The sequence below is a fragment of the Streptomyces sp. NPDC090442 genome (assembly GCF_044769405.1).
Taxonomy (GTDB): Bacteria; Actinomycetota; Actinomycetes; order Streptomycetales; family Streptomycetaceae; genus Streptomyces.
In genome coordinates, this window is record NZ_JBIVXW010000033.1 from 1 (window position 1) to 25,010 (window position 25,010).

Here is a 25,010-nt window from a genome sequence, read left to right on the forward strand (position 1 = left end):
CCGATGGTACTGCAGGGGGGACCCTGTGGGAGAGTAGGACGCCGCCGAACTCCTTTTGAAAGAAGCCTCGTTCTCCGAGTTTTACTCGGGGAGCGGGGCTTCTTTGCGTTGTGGTTGTGGTTGGAGCCTCGTTCCCGGGTTTGGGGGCGGGGCTCTTTTTGCGTTGTAGGGGTGGGTGGTCAGGGGGTGGGGAGGGAGGCTGAGGTGAGGAGGAGGGTGGGGGTGGTGTGCCAGTTGCCGAAGAGGGTGGGGTGGTGGGGGAGTTGGAGGCGGGCGGTGAAGGTGTGGGTGGTGGGGGCGAAGGTGATTTCGGCGTCGTCGAAGTCGAGGGGGCGGGGGGCGAGGGGGGCGTAGGTCTTGTAGACCGACTCCTTGGCGCTGAAGAGGAGGCGGTCCCAGGCGATGTCGGGGTGGGTGGTGGTGAGGTGCTGGAGGTGGTGGCGTTCGGTGGGGGTGGTGATGCCCTCGCGGACGGTGGGGGGTAGAGGGGCGTGGGGTTCGGCGTCGATGCCGAGGTGGGGGAGGTCGGTGGTGCGGGTCACGGCGGCGGCGCGGTAGCCGTCGCAGTGGGTGATGCTGCCGGTGATGCCGGGGGGCCAGGCGGGGGCGCCGGTCGGGCCGGGGAGGAGCGGGGCCGGCGGGAGGCCCAGGCGGGCCAGGGCGCGGTGGGCGCACTGGCGGGCGGTGACGAACTCGCGGCGGCGCTTGTCGCCGGCGTAGGCGATCGCGCGTTCCTCCTCCGGGAAGAGGCCGGTGGGGGCGGTGGGCGGTGGGTCACCGAGGGCGTCCTCGCCGACGGCGTGCGGGGGGAGGACGTGCTCGATGAGCATGCGGTGGCTCAACTCCTCGGTGGGGCGCGGTAGTAGACGGTCCGTGGGCTGACGACTCTATGTGACGGGGACGACAACGACGGCCGTTGTGAATCTAGGTCGCGTGACCTAGTGTCTGGGGTGTGGACGATGACCTGCAGCTCGATGTGAATGGTCCGGTGCTCGTGGTCGGCGGTTATGGGACCGTCGGCGGCGAACTGACCCGGCTCGCCGCCCCCTCCTGGCCCTTGCTGTTGACCGGGCGCACGCCCGAGCGCGGGCGGGCGTTGGCCGATGAGGTCGGGGCGGAGGTGCGGCGCTGGGACCTCAGCGATCCGGAGCCGTTCTCGGCGAAGGTCCGGGCCGTGATCAGTACGGTGAACGACCCGGACGACCGGGTGTTGCTGGCCGCCCTCCGGGGCGGGGTGCCGTATGTGGACATCACGCGGTGGACGGCGCGGTTGCAGCGGGCCGTCGCGATCGCCGCGGTCCATCCGCCGAAGGCGCCGGTGCTGTTGTCGTCGAGCTGGATGGGCGGGGTGACCACGCTGGTCACCGCGGCGCTGGCGGCCGAGCTGGGCGGGGCGGCCGGGGTGCAGATCGCGATCCGGTACGACCTGAAGGACCGGGCCGGGACGGACTCGGTGGAGTTCATGGACCGGCTGGGGCTGGACTACGAGGTCGTGGAGGACGGCGAGCGGCGGTCGATCATGCCGTTGAGCGACGCCGGGTTCGTGGACATCGGCGGGTACCGGACGAAGGTGGCGCGGCTCGACACGCCGGAGCAGTTCACGCTGCCGTTGGTGTTGGGGGTGGACACCGCCATCACGCGGATCGGGTTCAGCGCCAACTCGTCGACGTCGTCGCTGCTGGCGTTGAAGAAGACCGGGTTCTTCCGGTGGGGGCGGGGCGAGAAGTTCGAGAAGACTCGCCGGTCGATGTTGTACTCGCCGGGCGAGGGCGGTAGCGCGCTGCTGCGGATCGAGGTCCTCGGGCGGGGCGGGGAGCGCCGGACCGCGATGGTCAAGGACGCCGCGGGACAGGCCCATCTCACCGCCCTGGGCGGGCTGTTGGGGCTGCGCCGGGTGCTCGGGACGGACGGGACCGAGGCGCCGCGCGGGGTGGTGTTCCCGGAGATGACGCCGGCGCCGCAGGACGTGCTGGCCGAGCTGGAGAAGGCCGGGGTCGAGGTCACGGTGTCATGAGCGAGGAGAGGGACGGCGGCAAGCCGCACTTGACCCGGCAGGGCAGCCTGCGGCGGACGAGTCTGCTGGATGCCGCCGAGTCCGTGCTGGTCGCCAAGGGCAATGCGGACGCGTCGCTGCGGGCCATCGCCGGTGAGGCGGGTGTCCGGGTCGGGCATCTGCAGCACTACTTCCCGACCCGGGCGGACCTGATAAAGGCCGTGCTGGAGCGGGCGTTGGACCGTTCGCTGGAGCGGCTGGCGGAGACGACCGGGCTGCGGTTGGACCCGGCGGACCCCTCGGTCATCGAGGTGACGGAGGGGAGCCGGGCGGACGCCGCCGAGGTGGTGGCGGTGGTCCTGGCCGAGCAGGAGGACCCGCAACTGGTTCGGCTGTACGTCGAGGTGTGGGCGCTGGCGGCGCGGGACGAGGAGATCGCCGCGGTGGTCCGGGAGTTCTACCGGAAGTACGTCGCCTATGTGGAGGCTTTCGTGCAGCAGGGGCGGCCGGAGTGGTCGGCCGACCTCTGCCGGGCGCGGGCCGAGACGTTCGTGGCGTTGGTCGAGGGGGCGGCCCTGATGCGGTCGGGGATCGCCGGGAGCCGGTCGGGTGCGTTGGACGAGCAACTCGCCCGCCAGGCAGTGGGTTTGCTCCGGGACTGAGGAGTCGTTCCGGCGCGTGCAGTGCCGGCCGCCGGACATCAGGGCTCCGGGGTCGGGTCTCTTCGGGGTCGGTCGGCCCACGTCCGTCGCGGGATGCCGCGGGGCGGGGCCGGCGCCCGTCAGTCATGGCAGTTCTAGGGGGAGTTCGTCATGTCCGAAGTCATCGATCTGGCCGAGCTGGCGGCCACGCCGGGTCTGGAGCGGGAGCTGGAGCGGCTCGCCGCGGACCACGAGATCATCCGTACGCGGCAGTTGAACCAGCAGGAGACCTGGACGGTGCTGGGGGCCGCGCTGACCCGGGAGCTGTTGAGCGATCCGCGGCTCTCCAACGACGTGCACGCGCACGCGCCGCACGGGGCGCTGGTGCCGGGGCTCCAGGTGATGCTGCTGGAGCAGGACGATCCGGCGCACGCCCGGTACCGGCGGCTGGTGAGCGCGGCGTTCGCGTCCAAGGCGGTGCGGCAGCTGGAGCCGCGCATCGTGGAGATCACCCGGCAGTTGCTGGAGAAGCTGGGCGACAGCGGGACGGCGGACTTCATCGACGCGTTCACCTATCCGATGCCGCTGGAGGTGATCTGCGATCTGCTGGGGGTGCCGGGCGAGGACCGGGACCCGTTCCGGAAGTGGGCGATGGACATCTCCGCGGCGCCGTCGCTGGAGGCGATGCAGGCGTCGGCGGGCGAGCTCTTCGCGTACTGCATCGGGCTGATCCGGGCGAAGCGGGAGCGGCCGACGGAGGACCTGCTGAGCGAGTTGATCGCGGCGCGGTTCGAGGACGGCGGGGCGCTGACGGACGAGGAGTTGTCGTCGTTCGCCGCGGTGCTGCTGATCGCCGGGCACGACACGGTGACGAACCTGCTGGCCAACGCGTTGCACGAGCTGCTGACGCACCCGGAGCAGTTGGCCTCGCTGCGCGCGGACCGGTCGCTGGTGGGTCCGGCGGTCGAGGAGGCGCTGCGGTTCCGCGGGTCGGCGATGACGACGGTCAACCGGGTGGCCCTTGAGGACTTCGAGGCCGGCGGGGTCACCATCCGCAAGGGCGAGTTGGTGCGGTTCCTGCTGAACGCGGCCAACCGGGACGCGGAGGTGCGGGCGGACGGCCACACCTTCGACATCGGGCGGGCCACCGCGCAGCACATGGCGTTCGGGATGGGGCCGCACTTCTGCCTGGGGCAGCGGCTGGCCCGTCAGGAGGCGACGATCGCGCTGAACGAGATCCTGGACCGGTTCCCGACGCTGGAGTTGGGGGTGCCGGCGGGGGAGGTGCGGTGGCTGGCCTCGGACGCGATCCGGGGGCTGGCGGAGCTGCCGCTGCGGTACGCGCGGGAGACGGTGTAAGGGCGTAGTGCCCCCGCGGTCGGTGGTGCGCCGCCGGCCGCGGGTGGGCGCGGCGGGTCGATGCCCGTCGCGCAACGGCGTGATCCATAGGGGAGTTGGGGGAGGCAGGCATGCGGATCAAGGTCGATTACGAGCTGTGTGACGGGCTGGGGCAGTGCGCGCTGGTGGCGCCCGAGGTCTTCGCGCTGGACGACGACGAGCAGTTGGTGGTCGCGGCGGACCCGGCGCCGGAGCTGGCGGGGAAGGTGGCGGCCGCGGTGCGGGCGTGTCCGGTGCGGGCGATCTCGGTCGAGGGGGCCTGAGGGCCGTGCGCGAGGTCGTCGTGGTGGGCGCGGGGCTGGCGGGCGTCCGGGCCGGTGAGGCGCTGCGGGCCGGCGGCTTCACCGGGGCGCTGACGGTGGTGTCGGAGGAGGCGGAACTGCCCTACGACCGGCCGCCGTTGACCAAGCAGTTGGTGGCCGGGACGCTCACCGAGGCGGACATCCGGCTGGCGGGCGCCGAGGACTTCGGCGCCCGCTGGGTGCGGGGGACGGCGGCGGTCGGGCTGGACCGGGAGCGGCGCCGGGTGCGGCTCGCCGACGGGGCGGAGCTGCCGTACGACGGGCTGGTGGTGGCGACCGGGGCGCGGGCGCGGGAGTGGCCAGGGGAGGTGCCGGCCGGGGTGCTGACGGTGCGGGGGCTGGACGACGTCCGGGCGCTGCGCGCGGCGGTGGACGGCGGGGCCCGTGAGGTGGTCGTCGTCGGGGCCGGGTTCGTCGGGGTGGAGTTGGCGTCGTCGCTGGTCGGGCTGGGGCTCGGGGTGCGGGTGACGTTGGTGGAGCCGTTCGGGCGGCCGTTGCGGGTGTTGGGCGGGACGGTGCCGGACGTGGTGGCGGACGCGGCGGGCCGGGCCGGGGTCGTGTTGCGGCTGGGCGCCGGGGTGACGGGGTTCCGTGCGGAACGGGGTCGGGTCGCCGGGGTCGAGCTGGCCGACGGGGGTGTGCTGCCGGCCGCGTTGGTGGTGGTGGCGATCGGGATGGTGCCGGCGACCGGGTGGTTGCTGGGGTCCGGGTTGGCGCTGCCGGCGGGGCGGGTGCACTGCGACGAGCGGCTGTTCGCGCGGGCGGCGGGGGTGGCCGTGGCGCCGGATCCGCGGATCGTGGTGGCCGGGGACGTGGCCCGGTGCGATGCGGTGCGGTCGGCGGACGGGCCGGTGGCGTTGGAGCACTGGAGCAATGCGGCGGCGCAGGGGGAGTTGGCGGGGCGGAACCTGCTGGCGGGGCCGGCGGGAGCGGAGCCGTATGTGCACGTGCCGTCGTTCTGGACGTCGGCGTTCGGGCTGCGGATCAAGTCGGTGGGGCTGCCGGGGAGCGGGGACCGGGTGGTCGTGGAGGAGGGGGAGCCGGGGTCGGAGAAGGTGGTGGAGGCGCACTATCGGGACGGGCGGTTGGTCGGTGCGGTGAGTGTGAACCTGGGGAAGCGGTTGGCCGGATATGCGCGGCGGCTCCAGGCGGAGCGGGAGCTTCCGGCGGCGGGGGCGGAGGTCGCCGGGTGAGGGCGGCGCGGTCGGGCGGGTGGCCGGGAAGTGTCGGCCGTGGCCGGAATCGAGTGGACCTCTCGCGGAGTTTACGCGCGGTAACCCGCCGCCTTCCTGGGGTTTTTCGCGAGACCAGTCCCGTGTGAATTGCGCGTTAATTTTCGCGTTACCGCGAACCGTTCGTGGTTAACCCTTTCTTGCGTCGCTGGGTCACGTGACCTATCGCACAAACGAGTGACGCTCGTATGGGCCTCTGGTAACGTTTTTGTCGCGCCTCCAGTAGTGGGGCGGGACGGGCTTTGTGGGTGTGCCACAACGAAGTGGTCGCCGACCACGACTGCTCGTTCTTGGCAAGCAGGTGTCGGGGGATCATTTGCTACGGGGGATGGCCATGTGTAGCGCCTACGCAGGCGTCTAAATTCGGGGATTCCTAAGCTGGAATGTTCCCTTTCTCTTGTGCCCACGGGGCGAGTCTCTTGTGCCACGGGCCTAGCGCGTCGGGTTGACGACGCCATGTCACGCCCAGCGGGGCAAACCACCACATACCTTTCATTCACCTTTGCCGTGCGGCAGCCTGCCGTGGCGCTCGTCGACTGAAACTCGGCGCGACGTCACCAAGGTTCGCCAAGCGGGCTCCTAGTATCGCGCATTCATCGCGCTGCGCGTTTTCCGAAGCCGGTGGAACGCGCGTGAAAACACGCTGCCGAGTAATTTCTGCTGCCGTTTTCCGGGAATTTTCATGGCCGGTCGACGGTGGTGTCGAAAGCGCTCAGAAACAAGGAGAGAGCCATGCAGAACCCCTATGCGGCCGAGCAGATCCACGACATCGTGCGGGAGGGGTTGGCCCAGGTCCTGGGCACCGGCGTCGACGAGATCACCGCGGACGCCACCCTGGTCGGTGACCTGGGCGCGGAATCCCTCGACCTGGTCGAATTCCGCTTCGAGATGGAGACCAAGCTGGGCGTGACGCTGCCCAAGTCGAATGTCCTGGACCAGCTCGCGAACGCGCTCGGCGGCTCCGAGCGGCTCTACGACGAGCGCGGCGGGATCACCGAGCTCGCCGCCGACGTGCTGCGCCGCAGCGCCTTCGGCTACTCCGTGGAACAGGTGCACGCCGGCCAGCGCCCGCACGAGGTCGCCGCGGCGGCCACCAGCGCGCACTGGGCCGCCTTCACCCACGCGATCTTCGACCACCTGCCCGAGCAGTGCACCGAATGCGGCGCGGACAAGGCCGAGTTGGCGGCGTCCGGCAAGGCGATCTGCGCCGGCTGCGGCGCCGCGCTGGAGGCGGCCACCGGTGACGAGGTGATGGCCGAGGGCGTGCGGGCCGCGCTCGCCGCCGTCGGGGACGCCCAGCCCGTCGGCTGACCGCAGCGAGGCCGGTGCGGAAGGCGTCGCTCGTCGTGCGAGTCGTGCGAAAGGAAAGCAAGTGACACCCCACTCAACCAACGGGGCCGAACTCCCGACCAACGGGTCAGGGCCCGTGGCCCACGGGGCCGAACACGAGGTCGTGGTGACCGGGATCGGTCTGGTCGCCGGGCAACTCACCGACCCGGAGGCGCTGTTCGAGCACCTCGCGGAAGGACGCACGCTCATCGGTGAGCACCCGCTCCACTCGGAGTGGGGCGTCCCCTGCGCCGTCTCGGCGCACCTCGACCCCGAGGTCCAGCGGGAGCTGGCCGGGGCGGCGCCGGCGGAGGCCGGGCCGCTGGGGCCGGCCGGCGTGCTGGCCTGGCACGCCGCCGCCCAGGCGTGGGAGCGCAGCGGACTGCCGCGGCGGCTGGAGACCGAGCGCGGCGGCGTCTTCCTCGCCTGCAACCGCATGGTCATGGAGCCGGCCGAACTCACCGCGCTGGCCGCCCACGTGGACCACGACGCCGGCGCCCTGGACCTGGACGGCTACCTGGACCGCCTCGACGACGCGGGCACCGACGGCGGGCTCGACCCGCACCGGCACCAGAAGATCCAGCCGGACACCGCCACCGCCGCGCTCGCCGACTACTTCGGCGCGACCGGCGTGCTGGAGACCCGCGCGGACGCCTGTGCCGCCGGCGGCATGGCCATCGGCAGCGCCTACCGCTATCTGCGCAGCGGCGTGCTCGACGTGGCGCTGGCCGGCGGCGCGGAGACGCTGACCACGCTGGCCTCGGTCACCGCCTTCTACGGGGTGGGCGCGCTCGCCCCGGCGGCGGGCAAGGAGCCCGGCGAACTCAGCCGGCCCTTCGACAAGGACCGTTCGGGCTTCGTCATCGGGGACGGCGCGGCCTTCCTCGTCCTGGAGTCCCGGGCGCACGCCGAGGCACGCGGCGCCCGCATCCTCGCCAGGGTCGCCGGGTACGCCGGGGTGACCGAGGCCGGGAAGATGACGTCCAGTTCGCGGGACGGCTCGGACTACGCGGTGTGCATGCGGGCCGCGCTGACCGACGCGGGCCTCGCCCCCGAGGACATCGACCACATCAACGCCCACGGCACCTCGACCGAGGCCAACGACACCTGTGAGGCGGCGGCCCTGCACACCGTCTTCGGGGCGGGGGTCGGGGACGTCCCGGTCACCGGCAACAAGTCCGCGATGGGGCACTCGTTGGCCAACAGCGGGGCGGCCGAGGCGGTGCTGTCGGTGCTCAGCCTGCAGCGCCAGACGCTGCTGCCGACGCTCAACTTCGCCGAGCCCGACGAGGTCACCGCCGGGCTGGACGTCGTCACCGAGCGGCGCCCGGCACGGGTGCGGACGGTGCTGTCCAACTCCTTCGGCTTCGGGGGCCAGAACTGCTCCCTGATCCTGGCCCAGGCGGGGTGAGCGCGGCCATGACCACACACGACGTGCGACTGACCGCGCCCGGCCTCTACACGGCGGCCGGCACCGACCCGGGCGACCTGTGGGAGGCCCTGGTCGCCGGCAAGGACACCCGGCGGCCGGTCGCGGAACTCGCCGGTCCCTGGCCGGAGTTCGACTCGGCCTATTTAGTGGACGACCCGGACGCGGCCACCCTCGGGGTGCACCGCAGGGTGCTGCGCACCTCGGAGAAGCAGGCCCGGATGGCGCTCTACGGGGCGCGGTTGGCCCTGGCCGGCCCGGCGGAGGCCGGTCCGGTGGGCGGGCCCGGATGGGGGCTCTACCTCGGACTGCCCACGGTGGACGAGGAGTTGCTGCGGTTCGGCGCGCTGGAAGGGCTGCACCGGGCCGCCGGTTCGCCGGCCGAGGTGGCCGCCCTCTACGGCCGGGAGGTCCCGCCGTTCAGTGGGCTGTCCCACCTCAACAGCACCGCGGCCGCGCACATCTCGGCGGTCTTCGGGCTGACCGGGGCGATGGCCGCGTACTCGCCGTTCTCCGACGCGGGCCTGACGGCCCTGATCGACGGGGCGCTGTCGATCGCCGAGGGGGAGAACGAGGCGGCGCTGATCGGGGCGGTGAGCCCCAAGGTGCATCCGCTGCTCTTCGTCCAGTACGAGGAGTTGGGGTGGAACGGGGCCGTTCCCGGGGAGGGCGCGGCCTTCCTGCTCGCCGAACGGGCCGACGGCGACCCCGCCGGCACCGACGGCCCCCGGGCGACCGCCGCGGCCCCGGGGGCGCGGCTGGCCGGCTACGGGCGGGCCTTCGGCGCCGGGGAGGAGGACCGGGCCGAGGCGCTCGCCGAGGCCGTCCACGCGGCCCTGGAGACGGCCGGCACGGACGCCGACGGGATCGGCTGGGTGCTGCCCGACGCCGCCTGGACGCACACCGCCGCACGGGCCCAGGAGGCCGCGTTGGAGCGGGTCTTCGCCGGCGCCGCGGACCGGCCCGCGCACTTCACCGCCGAGCGGGCCACCGGGGTGCTCGGTCCCGCCCACCCGCTGGCGCACACCCTGCTGGCGCTGCACGGCCTGGCCACCGGCCGGCGGCTGGTCGCCGACGGCGACGCGGTCCGCGAGGAGCCGCTGCCTGCGCCGCGGGCCCTGGTGCTGGCCTGTGGCGCACGCGGCCAGGTGGGCGCCGTCGTACTGGAAGGAGCCGAGAAATGAGCCGCCGCGTCGTGGTGACCGGGCTGGGCGCCGTCTGCGGACTGGGGCTCGACTGGGAGACCATGTGGGAGGGGCTGATCGCGGGCCGCTCGGCGATCCGCGCCTGGCAGTTGCCCGGCGCCCCGGACTTCCCGGTGCGCTACGCGGCGCCGGTCGACGACGCGGCGTTCGCCGCGCGGTACGGCGCCGACGAGGGCCTGGCGGGGCCGCTGGAGCGGCGCACCCGGTTCGGGCTGGCCGCCGCCGCGCAGGCGCTGGCCGACGCCGGCGTCGCGGACCCGGGCGCGGTCGGCCGGATCGGTACCGCCGTCGGCTCCGGCGTGCCCGAGCGGGACCCCTACGAGCTGCTGCACGCCATCGGGGCGGACGGCCGGCCCAGTTGGCGCACGCTCTTCGAGCGGCGCGACCAACTGGACCGCGCCAGCGGCCTGTTCTGCACCAACGACGCGCTGGCCGCCGGGATCGCCGCCCGCCATCGGCTGCGCGGCCCGGCGCTGAACTTCTCCACCGCCTGCGCCGGGGCCACCCACGCCATCGGCCACGGCTTCCGGATGATCCGGCGCGGGGAGGTGGACGCGATGCTGGTGGGCGGCGCCGACTCGGTGCTCAACCTGCCGACCATGACTGGGCTGCACCTGCTGGGTGCCCCGTCCACCTCGGAGTTGTTCGGGGACCGGCTGTGCCGGGCCTTCGACCGGGACCGCAGCGGACTGGTGGCCGCCGAGGGCGCCGCCATGCTGGTGCTGGAGAGCGAGGAGAGCGCCCGCCGGCGCGGCGCCACGATCTACGCCGAACTGGCCGGTTTCGGCAGCTCGTTGGACGCCTACCAGGTCACCGCCCCGCACCCGGAGGGCCAGGGCGCCGCGCTGGCGATGCGCCGGGCGCTGGCGGACGGCGAGGTGGCGCCAAAGGCCGTGGACTCCATCAACGCGCACGGCACCTCCACCCCCCTGAACGACCCGATCGAGACCCGGGCGATCAAGGACGTGTTCGCGGCCGGCGAGCACTACCGGAAGCTGGCGGTCACCGCCAACAAGACCATGCTGGGCCATCTGATCGCCGCCGCCGGTGCGCCCGAGCTGATCGCCACCGTGCTGTCCGTACGGGACGGCATCGTGCCCCCGACGCTGAATCTGGAGAACCCGGATCCGGCCTGCGACCTGGACTACGTGCCCGAGAAGGCGCGGTACCAGGAGGTGTCGGTGGCGGTGAGCAATTCCTTCGGCTTCGGCGGCCTCAACGCCAGTCTGGTGGTGCGTGGTTATGAGCACTGACATCGATTCGAGCACCGAGACCCGGCCCGGCGCCGGGCGCGGTGCGCCCGACCCCGGCGCCTTCGACCCCGACGCGATCGTCGTCACCGGCATCGGCGCCGTACTGCCCACCGGGCGCGGGCCCGAGGCCCTGTGGACGGCCTGGCGCGAGGGCCGGCCCGCGCTCGTCCCCTACCAGGACCCCTACGTCCGGACGAAGAAGATCACCCACTTCGGGCACGTGCCCGCCGACCTCCAGCAGGCCAGCCGGGACAGCGTCCCCCACAAGCTGCGGAAGTTCGGCACCGCGTTCACCTTCAACGCGGTGCTGGCCGCCGAGGACGCCATGCGGGCGGCCGGCGAGGGCTGGCAGGAGATCCCCGAGGAGCGGCGCGGGCTCTACGTCGCCCAGGACGACTCCACCGAACTGAGCGTCGCCGCCTTCCACAAGGCGCTCGACCAGGCCCGCACCGACACCTCGCCGGGGATGGGCGCGGACCTGACCCGGGTGGTGGCCGAGGCGTTCGGCAACGCCGCCACGTTCAACCCGTTCACCGTCATCCGGGCGCTGAACAACAACACCCTGGCGCTGGTCAGCATCGCCCAGCGGTTCCGCGGCGACTGCGCGGCCTTCGTGCAGGACGCCGGGGCGGCCCTCGGCGCCCTCCAGCGGGCCGCGTTCAGCCTCCGCCAAGGGGACTGCGACACCGCGCTGGTGGTCGGCGCCGGCAGCTTCAACGAACCGCTGAAGCTGGCCGCGCAGTACCGCGCCGGCAACCTCACCGCCGGCGGCCGCGGCGCCGCCTCGCTGCGCAGCTTCGACGCCGGGCGGGACGGCACAGTGCTCGCCGAGGGCGCCGTCGCGCTGGTCCTGGAGCGGGCCGGGGACGCCGCGGCGCGCGGCGCCCGCGCCCTGGTCACGGTGTTGGGCGCGACGCTGCGGCCGACCGTGGACAGCGGCGTCGGACCGGCCGCGCTGGCCGAGAGCGCCCGCGGTCTGATGGCCGCGCACGGCGTGACGCCGGAGAGCCTCGGCGCGGTCCTGGCCGACGGCAAGGGCACCGTCCACCACGACGCGGCCGAGACCGAGCTGCTGCGCGCGCTGCTGAAGGACTCCGGCGTCCCGGTCAGCTCCCTGCGGCCGGTCACCGGCACCCTCGGCGCCGCCGGCCCGCTGGCCGAACTGGCGCTGGCGCCCAGCCTGTTCGCCGCCGGTGAGCTGCCGCCGATCCCGCACCTGAAGACCCCGCCGGACGGCGGCACCGACTTCGTCACCGGCGCGCCCCGGAAGCGGCGGATCGACTCCGTCCTCAGCCTGCACAGCAGTTTCAACGGGTTCGCGGGCGCCCTGCTCGCCGAGCGGCCGCACCTCGTCTAGGAGACAGCAGTCCATGTCAGCAACACACGCGTTCACCGAGTACGTGCAGCCCCAGATGGGCCGGGTGTTCACCGCCCTGGGACTGGACATCGAGTACGAGCGGGCCGAGGGCAACACCCTCTACCACCGCGATGACCAGGGCGAGTTGGTGCCGGTCCTGGACCTGATGGGCGGCTACGGCTCGCTGATCCTCGGCCACAACCACCCCGAGATCGTCGCGCACGCCAAGGAACTGCTGGACCAGCAGCGTCCCGTGCACGCCCAGTTCTCGCTGCGTGGCGAGGCCGGCCGGCTCGGCGCCGCGCTCAGCGACGTCGTCCGCCGGGAGACCGGCATCAAGGAGCCGTACCTGGCCACCTTCGGCAACAGCGGCGCCGAGGCCGTCGAGGCGGCCGTCAAGCACGCCGAGCTGGTCCGGGTGACCCGGGCGGCGGCGCTCGCCGAGGAGGTCGGCGCCCACCTGGAGGCCGCCGGCGACGCGCTGCGCCGCGGGACGGCCACCGTCGACCCCGACGCCTACCAACTCCCGGCCCTCCAGGGCCAGATCACCCCGGCCGCCGGCGTCGAGGCGCTGCTGGCCGCCGTCGGCGCGCACAACGCGGCGGCGCTGGCCACCAAGCCGCTCTTCCTGGCCCTGGAGCGGTCCTTCCACGGCAAGCTGGTCGGCAGCGTCCAGCTCACCTACAACGCCGGCTTCCGCGCCCCGTTCCAGAACCTCGGCACCCGGGTCCGCTTCGTCCCCATGGACCGGCCCGAGCTGCTGGACCGGATCGCCGAGGACGAGCGAGTGGTGCTGCTCGACGCCGAACTGGCCGACGGCCGGGTACGGATCGTCGAGCGGGACTTCCCGGCCCTCACCGCCTTCCTGGTCGAGCCGGTGCAGGGCGAGGGCGGCATCCACGCGCTCACCGCCGAACAGGGCCGCGCCATCCGGCTGTTCTGCAACAAGGTCGGCACCGCCCTGATCATCGACGAGGTGCAGAGCGGCATGGGCCGCTGCGGCGCCTTCCTGGCCAGCTCGCTGATCGGGCTGCGCGGTGACTACTACACGCTGTCCAAGTCGCTGGGCGGCGGCCTGGCCAAGGTCTCCGCGATGCTGGTCCGACGGTCGTTGTACCAGGGCGAGTTCGACCTGATCCACAGCTCGACGTTTGCCATGGACGACTTCTCCTCGGCCATCGGCCGCAAGGTCGTCGAGATGCTGGAGGCCGACGACGGGCAGGTCTACCGTCAGGTCACCGAGCGCGGCGAGCGGCTGCTGGAGATGCTCGCCGACCTCAAGTCGGCCTACCCCGACGTCATCGAGGACATCCGCGGCAAGGGCCTCTTCCTCGGCGTCCAACTGCGCGAACAGGGCGAGGCCCGCTCGATGGTGCTGCGCGGCAGCGCCTACACCGGCGCGCTGGGCTACCTCCTCTCCGGCTACCTGCTGCGCCAGGAACGGATCCGGATCGCGCCGACCGGCAGCGCCGGCAACGTGCTGCGCATCCAGCCGTCCGCGCGCCTCACCGACCAGGAGATCGAGCGGCTGCGCGGCGCCCTGGACCGGCTCTGCCGCATCCTGCGCTACGAGGACACCCTGCACCTGGTCCACCCGGCCAGCGACCGGACGATCCCCAAGCCGCGGGCCGAGATCCGCGACTTCCGCGGCGCGATCGAGGGCTACGAGCAGGGTGCGCCGCGCGACATCACCGGCCCGGTCCGCAAGGTGGCGTTCGTCAACCACCTGATCACCCCGGCCCATCTGCGGCAGGTGGACCCGGCACTGGCCGACCTCAGCGACGCCGCGCTGCGCTCCTTCGTCCTCGGCATGGAGCCGGTCAAGAAGGCCGCGCCGTACCCGGCCGTGCGGATCGACTCGCCGCTGGGCAGCGCCGTGGAGTTCGCGCTCTACCCGCTGATGGTGGGCTCCGAGCAGATGGGCCGCTACCTGGCGTCCGGGGACGTGGCCGGAATCCGGGCGGACGTCGAGGAGCGGGTGCAGGCGGCCCGCGCGGACGGCTGCGAGGTCGCCGGCCTCGGCATGTACACCTCGATCGTCACCAACAACTGCACCTCGCTCAACGTCCCCGGCATCGCGCTGACGTCGGGCAACGCGCTGACCGTCGCGATGGGCGTACGGGCCATGGAACGCGGCGCGCGCGACCGGGGCTTCGAGGTGGCCGACGCCACGCTGGCGGTGGTCGGCGCGGCCGGCAACATCGCCTCCGTCTACAGCCAGCTCTTCGCCGAGAAGCTCGGCAAGATCGTGCTGGTGGGCAGCCGGCGGGACGGCTCGGCGCGGCGCCTGCGCAACACCGTGCACGGCATCTACCAGGAGTGCTGGGCGCGGATCGCGGCCGGCGGCGAGCTGACCGGCATCCCGGCCCGGCTCGCCGAGGAGCCGCTGATCGCCAAGTGGCTGGCCGACGGGGCGTCCGCCGAGGGCGCGGGCGACGCCGACCGCGGCAAGGAGATCGCCGCCTACCTGGAGGAGCGGTACGGCACGGACCCGTTCCTGACCGTCGCCCAGGACACCGACGCGCTCCGCGAGGCGCAGTTGGTGCTGTGCGCCTCCAACAGCCCCGAACCGTTCCTGACCGGCGAGCACTTCGCCCAGGACGCGGTGGTCTGTGACATCGCGGTGCCCAACAACGCGGTGCCGGACCTGGCCGAGCAGCGGCCCGACCTGGCGTACATGCTCGGCGGCATCGTCGCCACGCCCAACGGCGAGGGCCTGCACCCCTCCGCGCGGGCGTTCCTGGAGGCCGGCCAGCTCTTCGCGTGCATGGCGGAGACCGCGCTGATGGGCCTGGCCGGCATCGACCGGCACTACTCCTACGGGAACATCAGCCGCCAGCAGGTCATCGACATCGCCGCCCTGGCCGACGCCCACGGGCTGCGGCTGGCCGACTACAAGAGCGCGCACTCGGTCTGAGCCCCGGGCGCCGCACGCGACCCGTCGCAGGTACCGCACCGCGTGCGGCGCCCGGCCCATGTGCCGTACGCCCCAATGGACTTGAGAGGACCCAAGCGTCATGGAATTCGCAGGCCAGGTGGCACTGGTGACCGGCGGCAGCCGGGGCATCGGACGCGCCATCGCCGTCAGACTGGCACAGGAGGGCTGCGACATCGCCCTCAACTACCGCAGCGCGACCACCGAGGCGGAGCAGGTCGCCGAGCAGATCGCGAAGCTGGGCCGCAAGGTCGAGCTGTTCCAGGGGGACGTCTCCGACCCCGAGGTGCCGCAGCGGATCGTCGCCGGCGTCCGCGCCTCCTTCGGGCGGCTCGACGTGCTGGTCAACAACGCCGGGATCACCCGCGACGAACTGCTGGTCAACCAGCGGCTCGCGGACATCCAGGACGTGCTGGCCACCAACCTCGTCGCCCCCATGCTCACCGTCCAGGCCGCCGCGCCGGCGATGCTGCGCCAGCGCTACGGCCGGATCGTCAACATCTCCTCGTCGGCCGCCTCCAAGCCGGGCCGCGGCCAGTCCAACTACGCGGCGGCCAAGGGCGGTCTGGAGTCCTTCACCAAGGCGATGGCGGTGGAGCTGGCCTCCCGGGGCATCCTCGTCAACGCGGTCGCCCCCGGCGTGATCACCACCGACATGACCGACACCATCCGCGCCCACGGCGAGGACGAGATCATGAGCCGGCTGCTGCTGAAGAAGTACGCCGAACCCGAGACGATCGCCGACGCCGTGGCGTACCTCGCGAGCCCGCGCAACACCTACACCACGGGCGAGGTACTGCACGTCGACGGCGGCCTGAAGATGGCGTGAGGGGCCGACCATGAGTGAACTGGACACCGCTGCCACGGCCGCCCTGGAAGCCGAACAGCGGCCCGTGCCGGGCGAGTTGGCCGGGCGGACCGCGGTGGTCACCGGCGCCGCCCAGGGCATCGGCCGCGAGGTGGCCCTGCTGCTGGCCGAGGCCGGCGCCGGCCACCTGGTCCTGCTCGACCGGGACGCCGCCCCACTGGACACCGTCGCCAAGGAGGTCCGCGACCTGGGCGCCGAGGTCACCCCGCTCGTCGCCGACCTGCGCGAGCGGGACGCGGTCCGCGGGGCCCTGCGCACCGCGCTGCGCGCCGCCGGGCCGCTGCACATCCTGGTCAACAACGCCGGCGTCGCCGACGAGAACGGCCCGGACGACGAGGAGACCTGGCTGCGGGTACTGGACATCAACCTGCACGGCACCTTCGCGGTCACCGCCGCCTGCCTGGAGCACCTCGTCGACCACGGCCGGATCGTCAACGTCTCGTCGATCCTCGGCAAGGCCGGCAAGATGCGCAACACCGCCTACTGCGCCTCCAAGCACGGCCTGATCGGCTACACCAAGGGCCTCGCCCTGGACCTGGCGTCCCGCGGCATCACCGTCAACGCGGTGCTGCCGGGCTGGATCGACACCCCCATGCTGCGCCGGGAGATCGCCGCCTCGGCGGAGGAGATCGGCGCCGACCCGGCCCGGATGCTGCGCCAGGCGCGCAAGTCCATCCCGCTGCGGCGGCTGGTCGAGGCGCGCGAGGCGGCCGAGTTGATCGGCTTCCTGGTGTCGGACCGGGCCGCGGCCATCACGGCGCAGTCGCTGACCGTCGACGGGGGGTACACCCGTGGCATGTAGCGTGCCCGCCGGCACCCTGCCGCGGCCCCGGACGGCGCCCGCCGCGGACCCGTGGCTGCGCCGGCTGCGCCCGGGCCCCGCGCACCCCGCCGCCGCGACCGCCCGGATCGTCTGCTTCCCGCACGCCGGCGGCGGCGCCGGCGCCTACCGGCGGCTGGCCACCGCGGTCGCCGCCCGCACCGCCGACGCCCGCCCGCACGAGCTGCTCGCGGTCCAGTACCCGGGCCGCAACGACCGGATCCGCGAGCCCCGCATCGAGGAGCTGACGGAGCTGGCGGCCGGCGCGCACCGCGCGCTGGCGCCCCTGGCCGACCGCCCGTTGGTCCTCCTCGGGCACAGCATGGGCGCCCTGGTGGCCTACGAGACGGCCCGCCTGTTGGAGCGCGACGGCCTCCGCCCCGCGCACCTGATCGCCTCCGGCGCCTGGGCGCCCACCCGGGTGCGCGGCGGCACCGTCCACCTCCGGGACGACGACGGGCTGATCGACGAGATCCGGCGCACCCAGGGGACCGACCCGCGGCTGCTGGACCACCGGGACGTGCTGGCCATGGCGCTCCCGGTGGTCCGCAGTGACTACAAGGCCGTGGAGACCTACCGGCACCGCCCGGGACCGCCGTTGGCCGCCCCGGTCACCGCGCTGACCGGCGACCGGGACCCGCTGGTGAGCATCGACGAGGCGGCGGCCTGGGCGGAGCACACCACCGGCGGCTTCCGGCTGCGGGTCTTCCCCGGCGGCGACCACTTCTATCTCACCGACCACTGGGCCGAGTTGGCCGACCATCTGGTCTCCGCCCCGCCGCGCCCGCTGGCGGCGCTGGCCGCCCCGTGATCCCCGGCCCGGTCCGTGGGGTGGGCCGGGGGCCGGCCCGTCCCGTTCAGGCCGGCGCGAAGTCCTGCGGCCAACGGGCCCGGGCCTGCTCCCGGGAGCGCATCGTGGCCAGCGTCAACAGGCCGCGCTGCCGGCCCGTCTGGAGGAGGTCGGGCAGCGCGGGCAGCGGGGCGAGCGCGGCGATGTCGTCCAGGACGAGGGTGAGTGGTGGGTCGAGCCGACCGGCGGATGACCGTTCGGCCATGCGGCGGCCGTGCTCGACCACGTGCGAGAGGAGTGCGGTGAGCAGCGGCATCGCACCCGGGTCGGTGCGCGGGTCCTCGATGGACTCGCCCACCAGGTAGAGCGTTCCCCCTTCGGCGACGAATGATTCGAGGGCGAGCGCATCCGATCGCAGCGGATTGCTGGCGTCCCGGATGTGCACCGAGGACAGCGCGGTCAGGGTGCGTCCCACCAACTCCCGGGCCATCTCGCGGCGTTCGGTGTGCGCGGTGAGTACCGACTCCAGCTCGCCGGCCTGACCGCCGGACGCCTTGGGGTTGGTCCGCAGGATGCGCACCGGCTCCTGGGCGCCGCCCGCCGCGTGCGCCCAACGGTGCAACTGGCGGAACGGGCGGCCGTCCAGCGCGGCGGCGTGCAGCCAGCAGCGCAACAGGGTCTGTGCGGCGTCCGCGAGCGCCGAGTCCAGGGTGCTGGCCGGGCGGACCGGGGCCAGCAGCGCGGCGGCCCGGGCGGTGGCGGTGACGATGTCCTCGCAGCCCGTGGTGGGCGACCAGCGCAGCCGGGCCGGGGTGTCCAGGCGGTGCGTGGGGTCGTAGGCCAGCAGCGGCCCCAGCTTGGCGCGGGCGTCGTTGGTCTCGGCCCAGAGCGCGGGGTCGGTGGTGGCGACGACCAGGGGGCCGGGCGCCGCGGTGGCGGCGGCCAGCGCCGCGGCCCGCGTGACGGCCCGCTCGCGGTCGAACTGGAGCCGGGGGAGGGCCGGTTCGCCGGCCGTGGCCGGCGGGGCTCCCGCGGCCGCGGCCACGACCGCGGGGATGTCGGCGGAGCGCTGCTCGGGCACCGGCTCGACGACCGGGGGTGCCGGCGCCGGGCTGGACGCCGCCGGAGGGGACGCCGCGGGACCGGCCGGCGCCACCGCGGCCTCCGGGGCTGACGGGGCCACCGGGACCGCTGGGGCTTCCGGCGCCACCGGAGCCTGCGGGGCGGCGGTTTGCGGCGCGGTCTGCGCCACCGGCGCCCCCGCGCCCTCCGCCACCTCGGGCGCCACTCCGGGCGCCCGCTCCGCCCGCGGCCCCGCACCGTCCCGCTGGGCCCGCCGCGCCGCCCGTACGGCCCGGTACCGGGTGACCGTCCCCAGCGCGAAGATGGCCAGCACCAGCAGCACCATCAACTCGCCGACGCACAGCCCCCAGAACAGGCCGTAGCCGGGCAGCTGGTCCTTCGGCGCGTCGGGCCAGGCCGCCGCGATGTCGTGCGGCGCGGAGACCAGGTGCGGCAGCGCCAGCGGCGTCCCGCCGTAGGTCACCCCCGACGGCCAACCGCCGTGTGCCAGCAGCCCGGCCAGGCCCGTCGCCGTCCACACCACCAGGGTCAGGCCGAGCAGGAAGCCGATCAGCCCCACCAGCAGCGCGTCGGGCACGCCCCGGCTCCGGGGCCGGCCGCCCCCGCGCCCGTAGCCGGGGCGCCCACCCCGGCCGTCCCCACGGTCGTCGTACGGACCGTAGCCGCGGCCGTACCCGTCCTCGTCGTATCCGCGCGTCACGCCACCGTCTCGCTCGACTCGTCCCGCAACTGCCGTTCCATCGCGATCGCTTCGGCCCGCGCCTCGGCCTCGGCGTCCGCCGCCAGCGCCAGCGCGCGCGCCTCGTCCGTCGGCAGCGCCGACGACTCGGTCATCGCCCGGTCCGTGTAGACCAGCGGGCGCTCGGCCTCGGTGATGAGGTGCTTGACCACCTGGACGTTGCCGTTGACGTCCCAGACGGCGATGCCCGGCGTCAGCGTCGGAATGATCTCCACCGCCCAGCGCGGCAGCCCCAGCACCCGCCCGGTGGCGCGCGCCTCGTCCGCCTTCTGCGCGTAGACGGTCCGGGTGGACGCCATCTTCAGGATCGCCGCCGCCTCCCGCGCCGCCGCCCCGTCCACTACGTCGCTCAGGTGGTGCACGACGGCCACGAAGGACAGGCCCAGCCGGCGGCCGAACTTCAGCAGCCGCTGGAAGAGTTGGGCCACGAACGGCGAGTTGATGATGTGCCACGCCTCCTCGACCAGGAAGATCCGCTTCTTGCGGTCCGGCCGGATCCAGGTGTGCTCCAGCCACACGCCGACGATCGCCATCAGGATCGGCATCGCGATGGAGTTCCGGTCGATGTGCGAGAGGTCGAAGACGATCAGCGGCGCGTCCAGGTCGATGCCGGCGGTGGTCGGGCCGTCGAACATCCCGCGCAGGTCGCCGTCGACCAGCCGGTCCAGCACCAGCGCCACGTCCAGCCCCCAGGCGCGGACGTCGTCTATGTCGACGTTCATCGCCTCCGCGGAGGCCGGCTCGGGGTGCCGCAACTGCTCGACGATGTCGGAGAGCACCGGCTGCCGGGGGCCGCGCGCGGCGCCGCCGGCCCCTTCCAGCTCCTCGTACTGGTTGAGCACCGCCGCGTGCGCGACCTTCAGGGCGAAGCCGGCACGCTCGTCCAGGCCGTGCCCCATGGCGACCTCGATGATCGTCCGGAGCAGGGCCAGTTGGCCGGTGGTGGTGATCGAGGGGTCGAGCGGGTTGAGTCGGATCCCGCCGTTGAGGGCCGCCGTCGGGTCCAGCCGGATGGGCGTTATTCCCAGCTCCTCGGCGATCAGGTTCCACTCGCCGACGCCGTCCTCGCCCTGCGCGTCCAGCACCACGACCTGCCGGTCCCGGAAGCGGAGCTGCCGCAGCACGTAGGTCTTCTCCAGCGCGGACTTGCCGTTGCCGGACTCGCCCAGCACCAGCCAGTGCGGCGCCGGCAGTTGCTGCCCGTAGAGCTGGAACGGGTCGTAGATGTAGCCCTTGCCGGAGTACACCTCGCGCCCGATGATCACGCCCGAGTCGCCGAGGCCGGGCGCCGCGGTCGGGAGGTAGACCGCCTGCGCCTGGCCGGTGGAGGTGCGTACGGGCAGCCGTGTCGTCTCCACCTTCCCGAACAGGAAGCTGGTGAAGGCTTCGGTGAGGGCACCGAGCGGATCGAACATGGCCATGACGTACGCGCCTCCCTGGGCTGTCAGCGGCGTTGGCGGCGTTAGCGGCGGATTCCGGTCGCGAACGGCAGGGTGTTCACGAACGCCCGGTGGTGCTCGCGGTCGCACCACTCCAGCTTGAGGTAGGACTTGCCGGCGGAGGCCCGGATGGTCCGCTTGTCGCGGGCCAGCGCCTCGGGCGAGCGCGAGGAGACGGTGAGGTAGCCGACGAGGTTGACCCCGGCCGCGCCGGACGCCAGGTCCTCGCCGCGCTGGTCCACCCGCCCGTGGTGCGCCACGTCCCGCGGGTCCACCACCCGGTTCATCTTCGCGGCCCGGCTGGCCTCCGCATCGTCGTTGGTCTTCTCCGTCAGCATCCGCTCGATCGCCACCTCGGTGGGCTCCAGGTCCATGCAGACCGCGACCGTGCGGATCACGTCCGGGGTGTGGACCAGCAGCGGCGCGAGGAAGTTGACGCCCACCGGGGTCAGCGGCCACTCCTTGACCCAGGCGGTGGCATGGCACCAGGGCGCCCGCGTCGACGACTCCCTGGTCTTGGCCTTGAGGTACGTCGGCTCGGTCGCGTCCAGTTCGGCCGGCCAGGCGTTGCCCCTGCTCATCGCCTGGATGTGGTCGATCGGGTGGTCCGGGTCGTACATGGAGTGCACCAGGGACGCCAGCCGCGCCTGCCCCAGCGGCTGGCGGACCCGGATGTCGGCCTCCGTCAACCGGGCGCAGATGTCGGTCAGCTCACGGGCCATCACCACCGCCAGCCCGGCGTCCCGGTCCAGCTTCCGGCGCAGCAGCCCGCCGCGCTGGGCGGCCGCGGCCCGGGCCATGGTGACCGCCTCGGCGGCCAGCTCCCGGTTGTAGTGCATGCACGCGACCAGATAGGCCCGGTGCTGCTCCGAGGAGGTCGACACCATCGACTGCAACTGGTCGTAGGACTCCTGGAGCCAGCGCGGGGAGCCGGCGTCTCCCCGTTGGGCGACGTCCTTGGCGTGCGCGTCCGGGTCGGCGGGCAGGGTGCGCGCCAACATCTGGAGCCGCGTGACGAAGCCGTCCCCGTTGGCGACGTGCTTGAGCAGCGTGCCGAACCGGTCGACCAGCGCCTCCTGGTCCTCGCTGTCGCGCAGCCCGACGCCCGGCCCCTCGATCTCGATCGCCGCGGTCACCGTCCGCCGGTCGGCGTGCAGCAGCACCGCGATCTCGTCCGGCCCGAACGGCGCCGACAGCCAGCTGATCCGCCCGATGCCGGGCGGTGGCCCGATCTCCACTTCCCTCCCGTCCAGCCGCACGCCGGCCTCCATCGCCCCGGAGCGGTACACCGCCCCTCCCTTGCGCACGGTACGGCGGAAACTCCGCCGGATCTCGAACCACTTGTAGAAGGTGCGCCCCCGGTACGGCACGTAGACCGCGGCCAGCCCCAGCATCGGGAAGCCCGTGAGGCTCGCGATCCGCAGCGGCAGCGAGGGCACCAGCAGCCCGCACATCATGCCGAGGAAGGCGCCGCCGATGATCAACGCGATCTCGCCGGTCTCCCGGTTCTTGCCGATGGCGGCATGGGGCCGGGCGCGGCCGATCAGATACGTGCGCCGCGGCGCGATCGGCTGGGACGGCGTGCTCAACGCCCCTCACCTCCTGGTGTGTTGCCGGTGCGGGGGGCGCCGGTACCGGGGTTGCTGCGGGGCGCCGGTGTGCTCGGGGCCGACCGGGAGCCGTGCGCGGCGACCCCGCCGGCCACCGCGTCGGCCGGCCGGGACTGCCCGCCCTGCGCGCCGCCCCCGTCCCCGCCCGAGCGGCGGGAGCTGTGCGTCTTGATGCCCTGCGACACCAGCGCCGCGGGCGACGAGATCATCGCGGCCGCCTGACTGCCGTCGGTGGCCCGCCCCTTGCTCGTCCGGGCCGACACCATCTCGTCGCCGAAGCCGGGCACGAAGCGGTAGATCACCGCGCTCGCGAAGATCGCCAGGATGATGATGGCGAGCCCGGACACCACGGCCGAGAAGGAGTTCGGCCCCTTGTCCCCGGACAGCGCCCCCGCGATGCCGAGCACGATCACGATCACCGGCTTCACCAGGATCACCGCGATCATGATCCCGGCCCAACGGCGCACGTGCCCCCACATGTTCTTGTCGACCAGCCCGGCGTACACCACGGTCCCCAGCAGCGCCCCGACGTACAGCAGCGCGGCCCGGACCACCAGTTCCAGCCACAGCACGCCGGCGGCCAGCACGGACACCAGCGACACCACGATCAGCATGATCGGCCCGCCGCCGATGTCCGTCCCCTTGGTCAACGCCTGCGAGAACGCCCCGAAGAAGGTGTCGGTCTGCGCCCCCGTCCCCTTGGCGATGATCTCGGTGACGCCGTCGGTCGCCGACACCACCGTGTAGAGGATCAACGGCGTGAACGCGGACGCCAGCACCGTCAGCCACAGGAACCCGACCGCCTCGCTGATCGCCTCCGTGAGCCGCACCCCCCGCACGGCCCGCTTGGCGACGGCGAGCAGCCACAGCACGAGCGTGAGCACGGTGGACGCGGCGAAGACCACCGCGTACTGCCGCAGGAACGCGGAATTGGTGAAGTCCACCTGCGAGGTGGCCTTCACCGCCTCCGACAATTTATCGACAATCCAGGCCGCGGCCTTGCCACACCCCTTGGCCAACGAACCGAGGGGGTCGAGGGGGTTGTTGTCGAGGGGGTTGCTCGGCAGCGAGCTGCCGCCCCCGGTGTGGTTCTGCTGCTGGCAGTCTTGCAGCGCAGGGCCGGTGAACCCGTCGCAGGGGTTCGGCGGCGCAGCCATGGCGCGCGTCGCGAGCATGAGGACGAGGGTCTGCGCGCCGGCCAGCCCGGCGACGACCGAGAACGCGCGGCGGCGCTTGGGCTTACCGGGCATAGGTAAAACCTCCGTAGCCTTGCACGGCCTTGGTCATGTCCTCCGCCGAAGCGGCCGGCTGGTCCTGCCCGACGGGCGCGGGGCCGTTCTTCTGCGTGAACTGGGTGACCTTCCAGTCCCCGCCCTGCCACTGCAGGTCGAAGGTGTTCGTGTACCAGCTCTCCGAGACCGGATTCTGCGACTTCGCTCCGGCGAGGCCGAAGAGCGCGGAGTACCAGACCGAGACCCGCGCGGTGTCGCCCTTGAACGCCTCGGCCTTCGTGCCGACGGGGTTCGCACGCGAGACGAACGTCAGACCCTCGGGGGCCGTGCCGTCCGGCTTGAGGCCGATCCGCCCGAGGAACGCGGGGTTCGCGTAGGCCTTGTCGAGGCTGGTCTTGCGTGCCGCCGCGACGGACGGCGCGTAGACGGAGCTCACGATCTCCTGGCGCCTGGCGGCGTCGTACATGCCGTCGCTGTTCAACGCCACCACATAGTTGGCCGCCGCCGACTGTGCCCCCTGTTCGGTCTTCGGGAAGCCGGAGGCGATGCTTCCGGTCTTGCCGGAGACCGGCTTGGTGCCGGTGGGGGCGGTCGGCTGGGCGGCCGCGCCCTGGTCCTTGCCGGAGCCGCCGGAGCTGGCGCCCGTCTCGTCGTTGCCGCTGCCGCCGCGGTTCGCGAAGGCGATCGCCGCGATCAGCAGGACGACCACGCCGACGACCGTGATGAGGTTGCGGCTGGAGAGGGTGGACCGGGTGCGGCGGGGTGGGCCGTAGGCGTCGCCCTCGCCGTCGGGGAGTCTGGTCCTGGTCTGGCCCGTGCCGGAGCCGTGGCCGTCGCCGTAGTTCCCGTCGTCGCCGATGCTCATCGCTCCCGTGCCCCCTCTGCCGCCATCGCCGCTGCCGCCCTCGCCGTCCCTGCCGTTGGTGTGCCGCCTTCATATGACCGTAGCCGCGTGGGCGCCGGCTCGGGTGAAGTGGTACGAGTACATCTCACCGTGACGGTTCCTCAGTTGCTGGGCGGCGGAGGCGAATGGGGGACTCTGGGCGGTTTGTGCCCGTCCGTCGAACGCCCGCCGCGGGCTGCTGGTCTCCGGAACCACCTGTCCCCGCGACGCGGCCGGCCCAATCGGCCCGCTGGTGGCGGGAGTGGGCACGTCGTGGCTCGGGGCCCGGCGATCCGGGGTGAAGGAGCGTCAGCATGGGGCCTCGGACCGGGAGGTGGGACGTGCGGGGGTACGGGAGGGCACGGGACGGCGGAGAGGGGACGGACGGGGGCGCATGCGGGGCGGCGCGGGGACGGGCGCGTGCCGACGTGCGCGGTGTACCGACCGGTGGTGGCGGGCAGGGCCGGGGTGG

The 25,010-nt window shown here is 73.3% G+C and carries 20 protein-coding genes; 14 read left to right on the forward strand and 6 right to left on the reverse strand.

Annotation, left to right across the window (positions count from 1 at the left end; all coding sequences use genetic code 11):
• Positions 1-179 precede the first annotated feature (179 nt).
• Positions 180-830: a 4'-phosphopantetheinyl transferase gene (locus ACIQU6_RS23090; RefSeq protein ID WP_403483555.1), complete on the reverse strand. Its 651-nt coding sequence runs from the start codon at positions 828-830 to the stop codon at positions 180-182.
• 158 nt (positions 831-988) lie between these two features.
• Between ACIQU6_RS23090 and ACIQU6_RS23095 the strand changes: the two genes are divergently transcribed.
• The 14 genes from ACIQU6_RS23095 to ACIQU6_RS23160 all read left to right on the forward strand — a co-directional run bounded on the left by ACIQU6_RS23095 (position 989) and on the right by ACIQU6_RS23160 (position 17,573).
• Entirely contained in the window at positions 989-2,014 is a 1,026-nt protein-coding gene (locus ACIQU6_RS23095; protein WP_403483645.1) for a saccharopine dehydrogenase, read from the forward strand.
• Positions 2,011-2,655, forward strand: a complete 645-nt coding sequence (locus tag ACIQU6_RS23100; RefSeq protein ID WP_403483556.1) for a TetR/AcrR family transcriptional regulator — start codon at positions 2,011-2,013, stop codon at positions 2,653-2,655. Before ACIQU6_RS23095 ends, ACIQU6_RS23100 begins: the two co-directional genes overlap by 4 nt.
• A 150-nt stretch (positions 2,656-2,805) precedes the next feature.
• A complete protein-coding gene (locus ACIQU6_RS23105; RefSeq protein WP_403483557.1) occupies positions 2,806-3,993 on the forward strand; it encodes a cytochrome P450 in 1,188 nt (395 codons plus the stop codon).
• Between the two features lie 110 nt (positions 3,994-4,103).
• Entirely contained in the window at positions 4,104-4,295 is a 192-nt protein-coding gene (locus tag ACIQU6_RS23110; RefSeq protein ID WP_403483558.1) for a ferredoxin, read from the forward strand.
• A gap of 5 nt (positions 4,296-4,300) precedes the next feature.
• Complete coding sequence (locus ACIQU6_RS23115) at positions 4,301-5,527, forward strand: NAD(P)/FAD-dependent oxidoreductase (RefSeq protein ID WP_403483559.1); 1,227 nt, start codon at positions 4,301-4,303, stop codon at positions 5,525-5,527.
• Positions 5,528-6,298: 771 nt separating this feature from the next.
• A complete protein-coding gene (locus ACIQU6_RS23120; RefSeq protein ID WP_403483560.1) occupies positions 6,299-6,877 on the forward strand; it encodes an acyl carrier protein in 579 nt (192 codons plus the stop codon).
• Positions 6,878-6,938: 61 nt separating this feature from the next.
• On the forward strand, positions 6,939-8,306 hold the full coding sequence (locus tag ACIQU6_RS23125) for a beta-ketoacyl-[acyl-carrier-protein] synthase family protein (RefSeq protein WP_403483561.1): 1,368 nt from the start codon (positions 6,939-6,941) through the stop codon (positions 8,304-8,306).
• Between the two features lie 8 nt (positions 8,307-8,314).
• Entirely contained in the window at positions 8,315-9,508 is a 1,194-nt protein-coding gene (locus ACIQU6_RS23130; RefSeq protein ID WP_403483562.1) for a beta-ketoacyl synthase N-terminal-like domain-containing protein, read from the forward strand.
• The gene (locus ACIQU6_RS23135) at positions 9,505-10,782 is read left to right on the forward strand and encodes a beta-ketoacyl-[acyl-carrier-protein] synthase family protein (RefSeq protein ID WP_403483563.1); all 1,278 of its coding nucleotides are present in this window, start codon (positions 9,505-9,507) and stop codon (positions 10,780-10,782) included. The genes ACIQU6_RS23130 and ACIQU6_RS23135 overlap by 4 nt, the downstream gene beginning before the upstream one ends.
• A complete protein-coding gene (locus ACIQU6_RS23140) occupies positions 10,772-12,139 on the forward strand; it encodes a beta-ketoacyl synthase N-terminal-like domain-containing protein (protein ID WP_403483564.1) in 1,368 nt (455 codons plus the stop codon). The genes ACIQU6_RS23135 and ACIQU6_RS23140 overlap by 11 nt, the downstream gene beginning before the upstream one ends.
• Before the next feature lie 13 nt (positions 12,140-12,152).
• Positions 12,153-15,056 (forward strand): aminotransferase class III-fold pyridoxal phosphate-dependent enzyme, encoded by a 2,904-nt coding sequence (locus ACIQU6_RS23145; protein WP_403483565.1) that lies wholly within the window; start codon positions 12,153-12,155, stop codon positions 15,054-15,056.
• Positions 15,057-15,156: 100 nt separating this feature from the next.
• On the forward strand, positions 15,157-15,903 hold the full coding sequence (locus tag ACIQU6_RS23150) for a 3-oxoacyl-ACP reductase family protein (protein ID WP_403483566.1): 747 nt from the start codon (positions 15,157-15,159) through the stop codon (positions 15,901-15,903).
• 10 nt (positions 15,904-15,913) lie between these two features.
• A complete protein-coding gene (locus ACIQU6_RS23155; RefSeq protein ID WP_403483567.1) occupies positions 15,914-16,744 on the forward strand; it encodes an SDR family NAD(P)-dependent oxidoreductase in 831 nt (276 codons plus the stop codon).
• Positions 16,734-17,573 (forward strand): thioesterase II family protein, encoded by an 840-nt coding sequence (locus ACIQU6_RS23160; protein WP_403483568.1) that lies wholly within the window; start codon positions 16,734-16,736, stop codon positions 17,571-17,573. The genes ACIQU6_RS23155 and ACIQU6_RS23160 overlap by 11 nt, the downstream gene beginning before the upstream one ends.
• Before the next feature lie 46 nt (positions 17,574-17,619).
• Here ACIQU6_RS23160 and ACIQU6_RS23165 read toward each other — a convergent pair whose 3' ends face one another.
• The 5 genes from ACIQU6_RS23165 to ACIQU6_RS23185 are packed head-to-tail and all read right to left on the reverse strand — an operon-like array spanning position 17,620 to position 24,520.
• Positions 17,620-19,335 (reverse strand): TraM recognition domain-containing protein, encoded by a 1,716-nt coding sequence (locus tag ACIQU6_RS23165; RefSeq protein ID WP_403483569.1) that lies wholly within the window; start codon positions 19,333-19,335, stop codon positions 17,620-17,622.
• Positions 19,332-20,789, reverse strand: coding sequence for an ATP-binding protein (locus ACIQU6_RS23170; RefSeq protein ID WP_403483646.1), 1,458 nt, complete (start codon positions 20,787-20,789; stop codon positions 19,332-19,334). Before ACIQU6_RS23170 ends, ACIQU6_RS23165 begins: the two co-directional genes overlap by 4 nt.
• Before the next feature lie 47 nt (positions 20,790-20,836).
• Positions 20,837-22,402, reverse strand: coding sequence for an SCO6880 family protein (locus tag ACIQU6_RS23175; protein ID WP_403483570.1), 1,566 nt, complete (start codon positions 22,400-22,402; stop codon positions 20,837-20,839).
• A complete protein-coding gene (locus ACIQU6_RS23180) occupies positions 22,399-23,673 on the reverse strand; it encodes a hypothetical protein (protein ID WP_403483571.1) in 1,275 nt (424 codons plus the stop codon). Before ACIQU6_RS23180 ends, ACIQU6_RS23175 begins: the two co-directional genes overlap by 4 nt.
• Entirely contained in the window at positions 23,663-24,520 is an 858-nt protein-coding gene (locus tag ACIQU6_RS23185) for a hypothetical protein (RefSeq protein ID WP_403483572.1), read from the reverse strand. Before ACIQU6_RS23185 ends, ACIQU6_RS23180 begins: the two co-directional genes overlap by 11 nt.
• Between the last annotated feature and the right edge of the window lie 490 nt (positions 24,521-25,010).

Excerpts from the sequence above, each read along its gene's own strand:
- ACIQU6_RS23185 (WP_403483572.1), bottom strand. The coding sequence starts at position 24,520 with ATGAGCATCGGCGACGACGGGAACTACGGCGACGGCCACGGCTCCGGC.
- ACIQU6_RS23170 (WP_403483646.1), bottom strand. The coding sequence starts at position 20,789 with ATGTTCGATCCGCTCGGTGCCCTCACCGAAGCCTTCACCAGCTTCCTG.
- ACIQU6_RS23140 (WP_403483564.1), top strand. The coding sequence starts at position 10,772 with ATGAGCACTGACATCGATTCGAGCACCGAGACCCGGCCCGGCGCCGGG.
- ACIQU6_RS23100 (WP_403483556.1), top strand. The coding sequence starts at position 2,011 with ATGAGCGAGGAGAGGGACGGCGGCAAGCCGCACTTGACCCGGCAGGGC.
- ACIQU6_RS23180 (WP_403483571.1), bottom strand. The coding sequence starts at position 23,673 with ATGCCCGGTAAGCCCAAGCGCCGCCGCGCGTTCTCGGTCGTCGCCGGG.
- ACIQU6_RS23105 (WP_403483557.1), top strand. The coding sequence starts at position 2,806 with ATGTCCGAAGTCATCGATCTGGCCGAGCTGGCGGCCACGCCGGGTCTG.
- ACIQU6_RS23130 (WP_403483562.1), top strand. The coding sequence starts at position 8,315 with ATGACCACACACGACGTGCGACTGACCGCGCCCGGCCTCTACACGGCG.
- ACIQU6_RS23090 (WP_403483555.1), bottom strand. The coding sequence starts at position 830 with ATGCTCATCGAGCACGTCCTCCCCCCGCACGCCGTCGGCGAGGACGCC.
- ACIQU6_RS23145 (WP_403483565.1), top strand. The coding sequence starts at position 12,153 with ATGTCAGCAACACACGCGTTCACCGAGTACGTGCAGCCCCAGATGGGC.
- ACIQU6_RS23155 (WP_403483567.1), top strand. The coding sequence starts at position 15,914 with ATGAGTGAACTGGACACCGCTGCCACGGCCGCCCTGGAAGCCGAACAG.
- ACIQU6_RS23135 (WP_403483563.1), top strand. The coding sequence starts at position 9,505 with ATGAGCCGCCGCGTCGTGGTGACCGGGCTGGGCGCCGTCTGCGGACTG.
- ACIQU6_RS23120 (WP_403483560.1), top strand. The coding sequence starts at position 6,299 with ATGCAGAACCCCTATGCGGCCGAGCAGATCCACGACATCGTGCGGGAG.
- ACIQU6_RS23110 (WP_403483558.1), top strand. The coding sequence starts at position 4,104 with ATGCGGATCAAGGTCGATTACGAGCTGTGTGACGGGCTGGGGCAGTGC.
- ACIQU6_RS23150 (WP_403483566.1), top strand. The coding sequence starts at position 15,157 with ATGGAATTCGCAGGCCAGGTGGCACTGGTGACCGGCGGCAGCCGGGGC.